The 13,191-nt window shown below is 77.2% G+C and carries 16 protein-coding genes, 2 tRNA genes and 1 pseudogene; 6 read left to right on the top strand and 13 right to left on the bottom strand.

Features of this window, described 5'->3' with window-relative positions; translation table 11 throughout:
• The 6 genes and pseudogenes from VER05_RS14700 to VER05_RS14725 form a co-directional block, all read right to left on the bottom strand.
• A pseudogene (locus tag VER05_RS14700) lies at positions 1–240 on the bottom strand (hypothetical protein); the annotation flags it as partial.
• 185 nt (positions 241–425) lie between these two features.
• Positions 426–1,460: an LLM class F420-dependent oxidoreductase gene (locus VER05_RS14705; protein ID WP_324846085.1), complete on the bottom strand. Its 1,035-nt coding sequence runs from the start codon at positions 1,458–1,460 to the stop codon at positions 426–428.
• Between the two features lie 93 nt (positions 1,461–1,553).
• Positions 1,554–1,715: a hypothetical protein gene (locus tag VER05_RS14710; RefSeq protein ID WP_324846086.1), complete on the bottom strand. Its 162-nt coding sequence runs from the start codon at positions 1,713–1,715 to the stop codon at positions 1,554–1,556.
• Positions 1,715–2,506, bottom strand: coding sequence for a class E sortase (locus VER05_RS14715; RefSeq protein ID WP_324846087.1), 792 nt, complete (start codon positions 2,504–2,506; stop codon positions 1,715–1,717). Before VER05_RS14715 ends, VER05_RS14710 begins: the two co-directional genes overlap by 1 nt.
• Positions 2,507–2,603: 97 nt before the next feature.
• Positions 2,604–3,626: a DUF1648 domain-containing protein gene (locus tag VER05_RS14720; protein ID WP_324846088.1), complete on the bottom strand. Its 1,023-nt coding sequence runs from the start codon at positions 3,624–3,626 to the stop codon at positions 2,604–2,606.
• Positions 3,623–3,991 carry a GntR family transcriptional regulator gene (locus tag VER05_RS14725; protein WP_324846089.1) on the bottom strand — a complete coding sequence of 123 codons (369 nt, stop codon included), beginning with the start codon at positions 3,989–3,991 and terminating at the stop codon, positions 3,623–3,625. The genes VER05_RS14720 and VER05_RS14725 overlap by 4 nt, the downstream gene beginning before the upstream one ends.
• Positions 3,992–4,147: 156 nt before the next feature.
• Between VER05_RS14725 and VER05_RS14730 the strand changes: the two genes are divergently transcribed.
• Positions 4,148–4,594 (top strand): methylglyoxal synthase, encoded by a 447-nt coding sequence (locus tag VER05_RS14730; protein ID WP_324846090.1) that lies wholly within the window; start codon positions 4,148–4,150, stop codon positions 4,592–4,594.
• A gap of 19 nt (positions 4,595–4,613) precedes the next feature.
• Here VER05_RS14730 and epsC read toward each other — a convergent pair whose 3' ends face one another.
• Complete coding sequence (epsC, locus tag VER05_RS14735) at positions 4,614–5,327, bottom strand: serine O-acetyltransferase EpsC (protein ID WP_324846091.1); 714 nt, start codon at positions 5,325–5,327, stop codon at positions 4,614–4,616.
• Positions 5,328–5,332: 5 nt separating this feature from the next.
• On the bottom strand, positions 5,333–6,268 hold the full coding sequence (cysK, locus tag VER05_RS14740; protein ID WP_324846092.1) for a cysteine synthase A: 936 nt from the start codon (positions 6,266–6,268) through the stop codon (positions 5,333–5,335).
• A gap of 488 nt (positions 6,269–6,756) precedes the next feature.
• Here cysK and VER05_RS14745 point away from each other — a divergent pair, with 488 nt between their 5' ends.
• Complete coding sequence (locus tag VER05_RS14745) at positions 6,757–7,731, top strand: alpha/beta hydrolase (protein WP_324846093.1); 975 nt, start codon at positions 6,757–6,759, stop codon at positions 7,729–7,731.
• Between the two features lie 25 nt (positions 7,732–7,756).
• On the opposite strand, the gene VER05_RS14750 is transcribed toward VER05_RS14745, so the two are convergent.
• The 4 genes from VER05_RS14750 to VER05_RS14765 form a co-directional block, all read right to left on the bottom strand.
• Entirely contained in the window at positions 7,757–8,530 is a 774-nt protein-coding gene (locus VER05_RS14750) for an SCO1664 family protein (protein ID WP_324846094.1), read from the bottom strand.
• Between the two features lie 87 nt (positions 8,531–8,617).
• Positions 8,618–9,016 (bottom strand): DUF7144 family membrane protein, encoded by a 399-nt coding sequence (locus VER05_RS14755; RefSeq protein ID WP_324846095.1) that lies wholly within the window; start codon positions 9,014–9,016, stop codon positions 8,618–8,620.
• Positions 9,017–9,139: 123 nt separating this feature from the next.
• Positions 9,140–9,700: a DUF3090 domain-containing protein gene (locus VER05_RS14760; protein ID WP_324846096.1), complete on the bottom strand. Its 561-nt coding sequence runs from the start codon at positions 9,698–9,700 to the stop codon at positions 9,140–9,142.
• Positions 9,701–9,709: 9 nt separating this feature from the next.
• Entirely contained in the window at positions 9,710–10,429 is a 720-nt protein-coding gene (locus VER05_RS14765) for an MSMEG_4193 family putative phosphomutase (protein ID WP_324846097.1), read from the bottom strand.
• 95 nt (positions 10,430–10,524) lie between these two features.
• Between VER05_RS14765 and VER05_RS14770 the strand changes: the two genes are divergently transcribed.
• From VER05_RS14770 to VER05_RS14780, 3 genes are all read left to right on the top strand, one after another.
• Positions 10,525–11,757 carry a TIGR03862 family flavoprotein gene (locus tag VER05_RS14770; protein ID WP_324846098.1) on the top strand — a complete coding sequence of 411 codons (1,233 nt, stop codon included), beginning with the start codon at positions 10,525–10,527 and terminating at the stop codon, positions 11,755–11,757.
• Positions 11,758–11,864: 107 nt separating this feature from the next.
• The gene (locus VER05_RS14775; protein WP_324846099.1) at positions 11,865–12,275 is read left to right on the top strand and encodes a hypothetical protein; all 411 of its coding nucleotides are present in this window, start codon (positions 11,865–11,867) and stop codon (positions 12,273–12,275) included.
• Positions 12,265–12,489: a hypothetical protein gene (locus tag VER05_RS14780; protein ID WP_324846100.1), complete on the top strand. Its 225-nt coding sequence runs from the start codon at positions 12,265–12,267 to the stop codon at positions 12,487–12,489. The genes VER05_RS14775 and VER05_RS14780 overlap by 11 nt, the downstream gene beginning before the upstream one ends.
• Before the next feature lie 30 nt (positions 12,490–12,519).
• On the opposite strand, the gene VER05_RS14785 is transcribed toward VER05_RS14780, so the two are convergent.
• A tRNA-Gly gene (locus tag VER05_RS14785) sits at positions 12,520–12,590 on the bottom strand.
• A gap of 149 nt (positions 12,591–12,739) precedes the next feature.
• Here VER05_RS14785 and VER05_RS14790 point away from each other — a divergent pair.
• Positions 12,740–12,813: transfer RNA gene (locus VER05_RS14790), tRNA-Pro, on the top strand.
• Positions 12,814–13,191: the final 378 nt, after the last annotated feature.

Consider the following 13,191-nt stretch of genomic DNA (forward strand, 5'->3'; position numbering starts at 1 on the left):
CGTCGCGGCGCCCATCGCGAGCGTGACCGCGAGCAGCCCGGACGCCGCCTGGGCGGGGGTGGCGCCGACCGCGCGCAGCCCGCCGAGCACGACGGCGAACGCGCTGGTGAAGCCGACGAGCGCGGTGACGACGCCGGCGGCCAGGTGCGTGCCGCGGTCCCGGAGCGCGGGGTCAGGAGGCGCCGGGTCGGTGGCGGTCGGGGCGGCCGCGTCGGCGGGGGCGTCATCGGGCCGGTTCACGCGCCGCACGGTAGCGCCGCGGTGTGTCGGCCGCGTTGCGGCGTCCGCGCCCTCGGGCGGGCCGTGAGGTCGTCACATCGCGGCGAGGTCGTCACTCACGCGTGACGACCTCACCCGGTTGTGACGACCTCACCGCGGGGGAGCCGGCCCGTGCCGCCGGGCCGGCCGTGCCGACGCCCCCGCGGTCAGCCCAGCAGCCCCGCGATCTGCTCCAGGTGCGCGGGGGCGGCCTGGACCAGCAGCGTCGTCACCGCGGTGCCCCGCCACGCCGCCGCCTGCGCCCGCACGTCGTCCGGCGTGCCGACCAGCGCCACGTCCCGCACCAGCTCGGTCGGCACGGCCGCCGCCGCGCGGGCCCGGTCGCCCGCCAGGTAGTGCGCCTGGATCTCCGCGCACGCCTCCGCGTAGCCGAGCCGCGCGAGCGCGTTCGCGTGGAAGTTCGCCCTCTTCGCGCCCATGCCGCCGGCGTACAGCGCGACGAACGGCCGCACGGCGTCCGCCGCGGACTCGACGTCGGCGCCCAGCACGACGGGCACGGTCGCGGTCACCTCGAAGTCCTCGACGGGCCGCGTCCCGGCGAGCCGGCGGTCGAAGCCCTCGGCGAGCAGGCCGCGGAACTCGTCGTCGAGCCGCGGCGCGTAGAACAGCGGCAGCCAGCCGTCGGCGATCTCCGCGGCGAGGGCGATGTTCTTCGGCCCCTCGGCCGCCAGGTGGATCGGCAGGTCGGCGCGCAGCGGGTGCACCGTCGAGCGCAGCGCCTTGCCGAGCCCGGAGCCCTCGTCCTCGGGCAGCGGCAGCCGGTAGAACGGGCCCGCGGCGCGCACCGGGCCCTCGCGACGCAGCACGTCCCGGACGATCGCGACGAACTCCCGGGTGCGCGCGAGCGGTCGCGGGTACGGCTGGCCGTACCAGCCCTCGACCACCTGCGGCCCGGACACCCCGAGCCCGAGCGTGAACCGGCCGCCGGACAGGTGGTCCAGGGTGAGCGCGGCCATCGCGGTGGCGGTCGGGGTGCGGGCGGCGACCTGCGCGACGGCGGTGCCCAGCCGGACCCGCTCGGTCCGGGCGCCCCACCAGGCGAGCGGGGTGAAGGCGTCGGAGCCGTACGCCTCGGCCGTCCACACGGAGTCGAGCCCGAGCCGGTCCGCCGCGAGCACCGCCTCCGCGGCCCCGGGCGGGGGACCCGCCGACCAGTAGCCGGTGTGGTAGCCGAGCCGCATGCCGCCTCCTCGTCGTCGCGCGCTCGCCGGTGAGCGCGGTCGCGGCCCATGCTGCCGTGCGCGACCGCCCGGCGCGAGGAGGTCGGGCGCGCGTCAGCCGAGCGCCGGGTCGCCGGTCAGCCAGGTCAGGTGCGGTGCGACCGCGGGGAAGCCCCAGCCGAACAGCCCGACGACCGCCGCGCCCAGCAGCACGAGCGCCAGCAGCAGGCGCACCGGCAGCGGCCCCGGCAGGCGGCGCAGCAGCCACGCGTACATCAGGCGGCCCCCATCGCGAGGACCGGCTCGGGCGTGCCCTCGGCCCGGTCGAGCCAGCCGACGAACGTGGCGTAGGTGATCCACCGCTGGTCGTTGCCGTACTCGCCGAGGGTGCGCGAGTGGCAGGTGGTCAGCGTGAGCAGGCGCTCGGTGGGCGCGACCCCGGGCTGCCGCGGCACGGGGGCGAGCACGGACGACTCCGCCGGGTCGACGACCTCGTGCGACGTGACCTCGTAGACGTACCAGGTGCTGGCGGTCTCGATCACGACGGGGTCCCCGGGGACGAGCCGGTCGACGTGCCGGAACGAGTCGCCCCAGGTGCGCCGGTGCCCCGCGAGCGCGACGTTGCCCACCTCGCCGACGCGCTGGGTCTCGGTGTACCGGCCGGCCATCGCGCGGTCGAGCAGGTCCGGGGTCGTGCCCTCGACCACCGGCATCGCGTTCCGGGTGAGCCCGTCCCAGCGGGGGACGGTGAGCACGCCGACGACCTCGCCGTGCGCGACCGGCTCGGGGACCGGCGGGTCGTCGGTGCGCAGCTCCGCGGTCGTGGCGGCCGCGGGCGGGAGTGCCGCTCGGACCTCGGCGAGCACCGCGTCCGCGTCCCGCTGCGCGGTGACGGTCGTCCACCACAGCTGCCAGACCAGGAACAGCGCGAGCAGCACGCCGAGCGTGATCAGCAGCTCCCCGAGGACGCCGACGGCCGACACCGGCGCGGGCGTCCGCCGGGCGCGACCCGCGGCGCGCGGCCGGGCGCGCGGGGGCGCGGGCGCGGGTGCGGGCGGCTGGGTCACGCCGTCGACGCTAGGTGCGGCCCGCGGCACTCAGCCGGCGGGTAGGTGGCGTGCGCCGCAGCCCCTAGGTGGACGGAAGCCGGATCTGAGGGGTCGGTCAGAGGCGCGCGCCCGGCCGCGCGCGCTCCGCCAGCGTCGCCAGCAGCGCCGCGCCGGTCGCCGCGTCGTCCACCGTCACGACGAGCACCCGCCCGCCGGTGCGCTCGACCTCGATCGCGGGGCCGCGCCGCACGACGAACCCGGACCGCCCGCCGCGCCCGACCCGGTAGCCCCAGCCGCCGAAGTCGGGGAGCGGTCGGACCTCGACCTCCCGGGCGGCCACGACCTCGTCGAGCGGGACGCCGAACCGCGGCCAGCCGAGCGCCGACCGGACCACGAGGCCGCGGGCGTCGACGGTGGCCGTCAGCAGCCCCGAGGTCGCGACCAGCAGCGACATCGCGAGCGTCACCAGCAGCAGTCCGGGCATCCCCAGCCCGATCGCGAGCCCGCCCGTCAGCAGCGCGCCGCCGACGCCGGTCGCCAGCACCGCCGGCCCGGTCGCGCGCCCGGACCACGCGGCGCGCTCGTGCGACCCCAGCGGCAGCCGCGCGCCGCCCACGGGGGAGTCGGCCGCCGGCTGCCGCGCGTCGCCCGGCACCGCCCACGCCGCGACCGCGCCGAGCGCCAGGCCCGCGCCGGTCGCGAGCAGCACCGCGCCGTCGATGTCGCCCGCCTGCGCCGCGTCGGCGAGCCCGCGCTGCGCGTCGGCCACCCCGGCCACGAGCACCGCGCCGAACGCGCCGGAGCCCGCGGCCGTCCCCACCGCGATCCGCCGGTGCAGGGCGTCCCGGCCGCCGAGCACGGCGACCAGCCACATCCCGACGGCGATCGCGGCGAACACGAGCACGAGGAGCGTCAGGTTCGTCGCCGCGTCGCCGAAGCCGTCCGCCCCGCCCGGGCCCCAGTGCGTGGCGATCGGGTCCGGCAGCTCGTCCCACCAGGAGGCGACGAGCAGCGTCGCGCCGCCCAGCAGCGCCAGGGCGGGCAGCAGCCCGAGCAGAGTGCTGGCCAGCCGGTGCGGCACGGGCGGTCGCGCGGGGCCGCCGGCGGTGGTGGTGGTCGTCGTCGGGTCGGGCGTCATCGCGTCTCCTCCGAGGTCAGGGCGTCCTTGACGAGGCCGAGGGTCGTGCCGTGCGCCAGCCCCAGCCCGCGCGCCGCCGCGACCAGGGCGGCGACCGCGTCGTGCACCGGCGCGAGGTCGGCCGCCCCGCGCTCGGCGACGACGGCGCCCCGGCCGCGCCGCAGCTCGATCAGCCCCTCGTCGCGGAGGTCCTGGTACGCGCGCAGCACGGTGTGCAGGTTCACGTCGAGCGATGCGGCGAGCTCCCGTGCGGCGGGCAGCCGGGTGCCGGGCCGGACCTCGCCGCGCAGCACCGCGCCACGCACCTGCGCGGCGAGCTGCGCGAACAGGGGCTCGGCGGACGTGGGGTCGATGCGGAGCAGCACGCGATCACGCTAGTTGTTCCATGACAACTAGAACAACGTCCGCGCACAGGGCGCCCGCACCGGGCCGACAACCGCGGGCCCTAGGGTGTGCCCCGGGCGCTCCGCCGTCGTCGCTGCCCGCCCACCGATGCACCGTTCCACGGAAGGACCCCGCCCATGCCCGGCGCCGCCCACCACATCGCCCTCGTCGCGCACGACAACAAGAAGGTCGAGCTGCTCCGCTGGGCGGAGTTCAACCGCGGCACCCTGTCGCGGCACCACCTGTACGCGACCGGCACCACGGGCACGATGCTCGAGTTCGAGCTCGGCCTGCCCGTGACGCGGCTGCTCTCCGGCCCGGTCGGCGGCGACCAGCAGATCGGCGCCAAGATCGCCGAGGGGCAGATCGACATGCTGATCTTCTTCTGGGACCCGCTGGAGCCGCAGCCGCACGACCCGGACGTCAAGGCGCTGCTGCGGATCGCCGCGGTGTGGAACGTCCCGATGGCCGCGAACGTCGCGACCGCGGACATGCTGATCTCGTCGCCGATGCTCGGCGAGGCGTGGACCAGCCGCCCGGAGATCACGCAGCGCGCGTGGGACGGCGGCTCCCCGGTCGCCTGACCGCCGGTCGGCGGCCTCGTCAGATGTAGATGGCGGGGTCGTCGACCTCCGGCTCCGGCGGGGCCGAGCTCGGCTTCTGCCGGACCTTCGCCGGCACGCCCACCGCGACCGCGCCCGCGGGCACGTCCTTGAGGACCACCGCGTTCGCGCCGACCTGGGCGCCGTCCCCGATCCACACCGGCCCGAGCACCTTCGCGCCCGCGCCGATCACGACGTGGTCGCCGACCGTCGGGTGCCGCTTGCCGCGCTTCATGGTCTTGCCGCCCAGGGTCGCGCCGTGGAAGAGCACCACGTCGTCGCCCACCACGGCGGTCTCGCCGACGACCACGCCCATGCCGTGGTCGATGAACAGCCGCCGGCCGATGGTCGCACCGGGGTGGATCTCCACCCCGGTGACGGCCCGCGACACCTGGGACAGCAGCCGGGCCGGCAGCCGGAGCGCCGGCTCCCGCCACATCCGGTGCGCCACCCGGTGCACCCACACCGCGTGCAGCCCGGGGTACGCCAGGGCGACCTCGACCCGCGACCGCGCGGCCGGGTCCCGGCGCTGCGCGGCCTCCAGGTCCTCGCGCAGCGTGCGGGCGAACCGGCGCAGGCTGCGCCAGTGCTCGCCGGCGCCGGTGGTCCGGGTCGCCGCGCGGGGATCGGAGGACGCGCGCGCCGGGGTCGGCACGCCGCGGCCGCCGGGCCGCGAGGTGCCGCCCGTGAGCGGCGGTCGCGTGGTCGAGGTCATGGCGATCAGTCCAGGAGGTCGGCGTACAGGACGGAGGACAGGTAGCGCTCGCCGAAGGACGGGATGATCACGACGATCAGCTTCCCGGCGTTCTCGGGGCGCTTGCCGAGCTCGATCGCGGCGTGCAGGGCGGCGCCCGAGGAGATGCCCACGAGCAGGCCCTCCTCCTTCGCGGCCCGGCGCGCGACGGCGACGGCGGTGTCGGCGTCCACGTCGATGATCTCGTCGTAGACCTCGGTGTCGAGGATCTCGGGCACGAAGTTCGCCCCGATGCCCTGGATCTTGTGCGGGCCGGGCGCGCCGCCGTTGAGGATCGGCGACTCGGCCGGCTCGACGCCCACGATCTGCACGCCGGGCTTGCGCTCCTTGAGCACCTGGCCGACGCCGGTGATCGTCCCGCCGGTGCCGATGCCGGCGACCAGGATGTCGACGCCGCCGTCGGTGTCCGCCCAGATCTCCTCGGCGGTCGTGGTGCGGTGGATCTGCGGGTTGGCCTCGTTGGCGAACTGGCGGGCGAGAATCGCGCCCGGGCGCTCGGCGACGACCTCGTTCGCGCGGTTGACGGCGCCCTTCATGCCCTCGGGCGCGGGGGTGAGGATGAGCTCGGCACCGTACGCGCGGAGCAGCGCGCGGCGCTCCTTCGACATCGACTCCGGCATGGTCAGCACGACGTCGTAGCCGCGGGCCGCGCCGACGAACGCGAGCGCGATGCCGGTGTTGCCGGAGGTGGCCTCGACGATGGTGCCGCCCGGCTTCAGCTCGCCGGAGCGCTCCGCCGCGTCGACGATCGCGACGCCGATGCGGTCCTTCACCGAGCTGGCGGGGTTGTAGAACTCGAGCTTGCCGACGACCGTCGCGTCGACGCCCTCGGTCAGCTTGTTGATCCGCACCAGCGGGGTGTGGCCGATGAGCTTCGTCGCGTCGTCGTAGATGCGTGCCATGTCAGTCCGTCCTTGGGGGTGTCGGGGTGCGGGGTGCACGGCGCGGGCGCGCGCCCGGCCGGGGGTCGAGGGCGAGCGCTGGCCCGGCGCGGTGCCCGGGTCGAGGGTCGCCGCCGGCGAGCGGCGGTGCGGCCAGCGCTCTAGAGACAGCGACAGCGACAGCGCGTCGTCGCGGGCGCGGCGTGCGTGCGCGCGGGGGCGGGGCGCAGCGAGGGGAGCGCGGTGCTCGGCGCGAGGCGCATGCGCGGTCCCCTCTCCGGTGGTGGTCGGCACCCGACACGGCCGACAGTAGCGCCAACGCGCGTGGCCCCACAAAGATGCCCGGGGCACCCGGACGGGTGGTCCGCGGACCCCGGAGCGGGCCCGGTCGGCGGCCTGCTGTCACCCCTCCACCGTGCGCCACGGCCGGGCGCCCCGCCAGCGGGAGCAGCGACGACGCCCCGGCGCGCCCCCGGTGCGCGGCGATCCCGGGTGGCAGGATCGCCGGCATGCGGGTGGACGACGCGGTGGAGGACGTGCTCGGCGGCGGATGGGTGCGGCGCACCCTGCACCTGCGCCCGGACGCCCAGGGCGACGCCGTCGCCACGCTGGTGCACCGGGGTGACGCGGGTGGCGCCCGCGACCGGCCCGCCGTGCTCTACGTGCACGGGTTCGTCGACTACTTCTTCCAGACGCACGTCGCCGACGCGCTCGCCGACCGCGGGTACGACCTGTACGCGCTCGACCTGCGGGACTACGGCCGGTCGATCCGCGCGGGGCGGGAGCCGAACGACACCCGGTCGCTGGCGACCTACGCCGAGGAGGTCGACGCCGCGGTCCGCCTGGTCCGGGAGCGGCACGACCGCGTGGTGCTGCTCGGCCACTCCACCGGCGGCCTGATCGCCGCGCTGTGGGCGCAGCACCGCCGTGGGCGCGGCCTGGTCGACGCGGTGGTGCTCAACTCGCCGTGGCTGGACGTCCGCGGCTCGGTCGTCGAGCGGAAGGTCCTCGCGCCGGCGATCGACCACGTCCTCGGCCGGGTCGCCCCGCGCCTGGTCGTGTCGCGCCTCGGCGAGCACTACGGCCGCGCGCTGCACGCCGACGGCGGGGGAGAGTGGGCGTACGACCTGGCCTGGAAGCCGTACGCCGGGTTCCCGGTGCGCGCGGGGTTCGTCCGCGCGATCCGGCGCGGGCAGGCGGAGGTCGCGCGCGGGCTGGACATCGACGTGCCGGTGCTGGTGCTCGCCTCGGACGCGTCGGGGCCGGACGACCGCTGGCACGACGGGCTGCTCACCACCGACTCGGTGCTCGACCCGGCGGACATGCGGCGGCTGGCGCCGCGGCTCGGGCGCGACGTGACGTTCGAGGAGATCACCGGCGGGGCGCACGACCTCGCGCTGTCCCCGCTGCCCGCGCGGACGCGGTACCTGGACGAGGTCGTGGGCTGGCTGGACGTGACGCTGGCGCGCGGCGCCGCGGCCTGATCCCCGGGACCGCCCCGCGCCCCGGTCAGAACAGCGGCCAGGGCACCGCGGGCATCTCGCCCTCGGGGCCGGGGAACCGGGGCTCGCGGAGCAGCCGGTCGCACCGCGCGGCGAGCGCGGTCACCTCGTCCGGCGCCAGCAGCGCCGCGAGCAGCCGGCCGAGGTCGGCGTCCAGGCCGACCCGCACCCGCTCGACGCCCGCGACCTCGTCGGGCGCCAGGTCGTCGCCGAGCCAGCCCCACAGCACCGTGCGGAGCCGGGGCTCGACGTGGAACGTCACCCCGTGGTCGACGCCGAGCCGCCGCCCGTCGGGCATCGGCAGCACGTGCCCGCCCTTGCGGTCGGCGTTGTTGAGCAGCACGTCGAGCACGGCCATCCGGCGCAGCGCGGGGGAGTCCTCGTGCACCAGCGTGACCGGGTCGCCCTGCTCGTCGCCGCCCTCGAGCACGGTGCGCGCGCCGGCGGGCACGTCCGCGGACGGCACGACGTCGACGGGGTCCTGGTCGCGGTCGGGCTCCTGCCAGAGCTGCACCATGCCCGGGCCGAGCGGGCCGTCGCGCAGCCAGGTGCGCGGGACCACGCCCCAGCCGGTCGCCTCCGACACCAGGTACGCGGCGACCTCGCGGTTCGCGAGCGTGCCGTCGGGGAAGTCCCACAGCGGCTTCTCGCCCGCGACCGGCTTGTAGACGACGCGCGTGCCGGCGATCTCGGCGAGGAACGTCGCGTTGGACGCCGCCGTGATCCGGCCGACCACCTCGAGCGGGCCGCCGTCGAGGTCGGGCGGCGGGTCGGCTGGCATGCGGCCCATCGTAGGAGCGCGCCCCGGCCCGGGCCCGCGCGCGGCGGACCCGGGCCCGCGCGCGGCGGACCCGGGCCGGGGCCGGTCTCACACCTGCTCGGCGATCTCCCGGCCGTGCGCGGTCAGCGCCCAGATCACGAACACGTCCAGCGCGATCACGACCAGCGCCCACACCGGGTAGTACGGCAGCCACGCGAAGGACGCCAGCCCGCTGACGGCGGCCATGATCACGCCGATCGTCCGCGCCCAGACAGCGCCGCTGAACACGAAGAACCCGGCGAGCGCGACGACCGCCCCGAGGATCAGGTGCACCCAGCCCCACGAGGTGACGTCGAGCTGGAGGACCCACTCCTCGCCGGCGACGTAGAAGGTGTCGTTGACCAGGGCGACGATGCCCTGGAAGACGTGCATGACGCCGATCATGATCATGATCGTGCCGGCGAAGACGGTCATGCCCACCGCCAGGCCGCTGCGACGCTCGCTCATCCCGGTTCCCCTCTCGCTCCGGGCTGCCGGGGCCCCGGTGGGCCTGCAGCCGGGACCGACGCTAGGGAGAGCCCTCGGCGCGGGCATCACCCGCACCGAGTGGCCGCGCCGCGGGGTGGCCGGTCAGCGCGGGTCGGACCCGCCGCAGACGTGGCCGTCGGGGTCCATCGGCTCGCCGCAGCGCGGGCACGCGGGCCGGCCCTGCGCGACGACCCGGCGCGCGCGCTCGGCGAACGCCCGCGCGGAGCCGACCGGCAGGCGCAGCACCATCGCCTCCTCGGGCTCCGGGTCCTCCGCGGCGAGGCGCTCGGCCTCCTCCTCGGACTCGACCAGGACGAGCGGGAACGCCTCGACGACGATCTGCCCGGTGGCCCGGTCGAAGTGCAGCCGCATCTGGCCCAGGCGGAAGTCCTCCTCGACCGGCTGCTCGACCGGGTCCGCGTCCACGAGCTCGACGAACGGCTCCGCGGGCACGCTGTACGGGTTGCCGTCGGTGGTCATCAGCTCGTCGAGGATCTCGTCGATCTTCTCGGCGAGCGTCGACGCCCACTCCTTCTCCATGGCGACCGAGGTCAGCCGGCGGCCGGTGCGTGCCTGGAGGTAGAAGGTGCGGGCCCCGGGCCGGCCGACGGTGCCGATGACCGCGCGGTCGGGCCAGTCGTGCAGGTGGAGGAGGGTGGCCATGACCCCATGCTAGGAGCGGGGACCGACACCGTCGCGTGCTGCCTCGGCGGCACCGGCGCCGCCGCCCACCGCCGCGTCCCCGGCCGGCGCGGCGGCGCGGAGCCAGGACAGGTCGCCGGCGTCGGTGTTCGCCGCGACCACCTCGGGCCGCGCGGGGCCGTACCGCACCACCGACACCGACGCGGGGCCGGCGTGCAGCCGCTGGAAGAGGTCGAGGTGCATCCCCAGGGCGTCGGCGAGCACCGCCTTCACCAGGTCGCCGTGCGTGACCGCCGCCCACACCGCGCCCGGGCCGTGCTCCGCCTCGACCGCGGCGTCCTGCTCCCGCACCGCGGCGACGGCGCGCGCCTGCATCGCGGCCAGCGACTCGCCGCCGGGGAAGACCGCCGCGGACGGCTGGCCCTGGACGGTCCGCCACAGCGGCTCCTCGGCGAGCTCGCGCAGCGGCCGGCCCTGCCACGCGCCGTAGTCGCACTCGGTGAGCCGGTCCTCGACCCGACGGGCGGGGGCCGGCAGCTGCCGGGCCAGGACGGCGTCGGCCGTCTCGCGGCACCGCTCCAGGGGGCTGGTGACGACGGCGACCAGCGGCACCGCGGCCAGCCGCTCCGCCGTGCGGGCCGCCTGCTCGTGCCCGACGGCGTCCAGCAGCACCCCGGGGGTGCGGCCGGCGAGCACGCCGGTGGCGTTGGCGGTGGTGCGGCCGTGGCGGACGAGGAGGACGGTGGCCATGCCGTGCAGCGTAGGCAGGTGCGGGGGCGCGGCGCCGGGCGTGGCGGCCCGGGCGCGCGGCCGGGCGGGGCGGCCCGGTGGGCTACGGTCGGCCGGTGCGAACGGCGGGAGTGGTCGGCGGCGGCCCGGCGGGGCTGATCGCCGCGGAGGTGCTGGCCGGGGCCGGCGTGGCGGTGACCGTCTACGACCGGATGCCGTCCCCGACGCGGAAGTTCCTGCTGGCCGGGCACGGCGGCCTCAACATCACGCACTCCGAGGGCCGCGACCGGATGCTGCCGCGGTACGGGGACGCGTCCGGCCGGCTGGCGCCGATGATCGACGCCTTCACCGCCGACGACCTGCGCTCCTGGTGCGCCGGGCTCGGCGAGGAGACGTTCGTCGGGACGAGCGGCCGGGTGTTCCCGCGCTCGTTCCGGGCGACGCCGCTGGTGCGGGCGTGGCTCGCGCGGCTGGACGCGCTGGGCGTGCGGGTCGAGCGGCGGCAGCGCTGGGACGGCTGGGCCGAGGACGGCGCCGGGCTCCGGCTCGTCGGCGTCGGCGGCTCCGTGGACGGCGAGCGCCGGACCGCGCGCCACGACGTCGTGCTGTTCGCGCTCGGCGGCGCGTCCTGGCCCCGGCTGGGGTCCGACGGGTCGTGGGTGCCGGCGTTCGAGGCGCGCGGCGTGGCGGCGGCGCCGCTGCGCGCCGCGAACGTGGGCGTGCGGGCGGGCTGGACGCCGGCGTTCGCGCACCGGTTCCAGGGCGTGCCGCTCAAGCACGTCGCGCTCACCGTCCGCGGCCAGGACCGGCCGCCGGTGCGGGGCGACGCGATGGTGACCCGGACCGGGCTCGAGGGCGGGCCGCTGTACGCGGTCGGGGCCGCGGTGCGCGCGGCGCTGGACGCCGGGGGCTGCGTGCTGGAGGTCGACCTGCGGCCGGACACCCCGGTCGAGCGGCTGGCGGAGCGCCTCGCCCGGCGCCGGCCCAAGGACTCGCGGTCGACGTGGCTGCAGCGGTCCGTGGGGCTCGACCCGGTGGCGATCGGGCTGCTGCGCGAGGCGACCGGCAACGCCGTGCCGGACGACCCCGCGGCGGCGGCCGCGCTGATCAAGGCGGTGCCGGTCGAGGTGCCCGCGACGATGCCGATCGACCGGGCGATCTCCAGCGCCGGCGGCATCCGGTGGTCGGAGGTCGACGAGCGGCTGATGCTCCGGGCGCTGCCGGGGACGTTCGTGGCGGGGGAGATGCTCGACTGGGAGGCGCCGACCGGGGGGTACCTGCTGCAGGCGTCGTTCAGCACCGGGGTCGCGGCGGCGCGGGGGATGCTGGCGTGGCTCGACGGGCGGTGAGCCGTCGGCGGATCCGGGCTGTGGACGACGGCCGGACGGCCTCGTCGCGCCCCTAGGGTCGGCAGGGACGGGCCCGACGGCGGGCCTCCCGAGCCGGAGGGGGCGAGGTGGTCGCGACCAGCTCCGTCGGCGGCCTGTGGAGCGAGGCCTGGTGGGCGGACTTCCTCACCTCCCCGGCGGTCGCGGGGTTCGCCGCGCTCGTCGCCGCGGCAATCAGCCTGGTCGTCTCCGCGCGACGGATCCGGATGGACCGGGAGCTGGCCGCCCAGCACCACACGGAGGCGCGGCGTGCGGCGGACCGGCTGCGTGCCCAGGCGCTCGCGGACAGTCGGGCGGAGCGCTGGTGGGGCATGTACCAGTGGACCCTGACCCGGCTGGACGCGGTCGAGCCGGACAGGGCCGCCCGCCTCCTGCGCACCCTCGAAAGTCAGGCTCCCGGACCTGCGGAGCGGGCCCTAGTGTGGGCGGCGAACGACCTGCTGACGGTGACGACGGACGGCGGCGACGATGACGCGTGACGACACGAGCCCGCTGCGGCTCGACGACCTCGGCCCGGACCTGGTCCTGGTGGACCGCAGCACCGGCCGGGAGATCCCGGTGGAGCTGCGCAGGCGCCGTCGGCGGAGGCTGGATGCGGAGACGCTCGCGTCGATCCGCGCGAGCGACGCCCGGCTCGAGGCGCAGTTCGCCGCGGATGACGCGGCTGCGGCCGCGCGCGAAGCCCGGGGCTGACTGCCGAGGGTCCCCGCGAGGGCCGTGCGGAGCGGATGACGGGAATCGAACCCGCGTCATCAGTTTGGAAGACTGAGGCTCTACCATTGAGCTACATCCGCGTAGGCCCGCCGGGACGGGCCGCCGGACCAGGGTACCGGCTCGCCGGGGCACCCCCGCGCCACGCGCGGCGGCCGGGCCGCGCCGGGTGCACCGGTCGCACCACGGGCCGCACCGAGGGTGTGCGCCGCGCCACTAGACTCCGGCCCGACGGGATGTGGCGCAGGTTGGTAGCGCGTCCGCTTTGGGAGCGGAAGGTCGTGGGTTCGAATCCCGCCATCCCGACTCCGGCTCCGGCTCCGGCTCGACGCCCGGCGCGAGCCGGCCCTCGACGACGCCCCACCCCGTGCGGAGGTCCTCCCGGCGCCGCGGGCCGGTGACCGAAGCCGCGGCCGGCGCGCCGCTGATCATCCGCGCGCCGGACGGGACGAGGGTCGGCGCGCGCGGCGCCCGGCACGACGAGGAGCACCGCGAGCGGCGCACCAGCGCGAGGCCGGTGCGCAGTGCGGAGCCACGGTTCCGCGGCGGAGCGGGTCGGCGCGGCGGGCACGGTCGGACGGTTGCCGCCGCCGTGCCCGCCCGCCCTCAGGCCCGCGCCGGCCGGTGCCGGGACGCCCAGCCGCGGGCCGCGGCGCCTGCCGCGAGCAGCGCGCCCGCCGCCAC

This window comes from Cellulomonas sp. (genome assembly GCF_035634735.1).
Lineage (GTDB): Bacteria > Actinomycetota > Actinomycetes > Actinomycetales > Cellulomonadaceae > Cellulomonas.

What these genes read in the sequence shown, in the direction of transcription:
- VER05_RS14750 (WP_324846094.1), bottom strand. Translation starts at nt 8,530, where the DNA reads ATGCCAGCCGACCCGCCGCCCGACCTCGACGGCGGCCCGCTCGAGGTG.
- cysK (WP_324846092.1), bottom strand. Translation starts at nt 6,268, where the DNA reads ATGGCACGCATCTACGACGACGCGACGAAGCTCATCGGCCACACCCCG.
- VER05_RS14745 (WP_324846093.1), top strand. Translation starts at nt 6,757, where the DNA reads ATGCGGGTGGACGACGCGGTGGAGGACGTGCTCGGCGGCGGATGGGTG.
- epsC (WP_324846091.1), bottom strand. Translation starts at nt 5,327, where the DNA reads ATGACCTCGACCACGCGACCGCCGCTCACGGGCGGCACCTCGCGGCCC.
- VER05_RS14760 (WP_324846096.1), bottom strand. Translation starts at nt 9,700, where the DNA reads ATGGCCACCCTCCTCCACCTGCACGACTGGCCCGACCGCGCGGTCATC.
- VER05_RS14705 (WP_324846085.1), bottom strand. Translation starts at nt 1,460, where the DNA reads ATGCGGCTCGGCTACCACACCGGCTACTGGTCGGCGGGTCCCCCGCCC.
- VER05_RS14755 (WP_324846095.1), bottom strand. Translation starts at nt 9,016, where the DNA reads ATGAGCGAGCGTCGCAGCGGCCTGGCGGTGGGCATGACCGTCTTCGCC.
- VER05_RS14720 (WP_324846088.1), bottom strand. Translation starts at nt 3,626, where the DNA reads ATGACGCCCGACCCGACGACGACCACCACCACCGCCGGCGGCCCCGCG.
- VER05_RS14710 (WP_324846086.1), bottom strand. Translation starts at nt 1,715, where the DNA reads ATGTACGCGTGGCTGCTGCGCCGCCTGCCGGGGCCGCTGCCGGTGCGC.
- VER05_RS14765 (WP_324846097.1), bottom strand. Translation starts at nt 10,429, where the DNA reads ATGGCCACCGTCCTCCTCGTCCGCCACGGCCGCACCACCGCCAACGCC.
- VER05_RS14730 (WP_324846090.1), top strand. Translation starts at nt 4,148, where the DNA reads ATGCCCGGCGCCGCCCACCACATCGCCCTCGTCGCGCACGACAACAAG.
- VER05_RS14780 (WP_324846100.1), top strand. Translation starts at nt 12,265, where the DNA reads ATGACGCGTGACGACACGAGCCCGCTGCGGCTCGACGACCTCGGCCCG.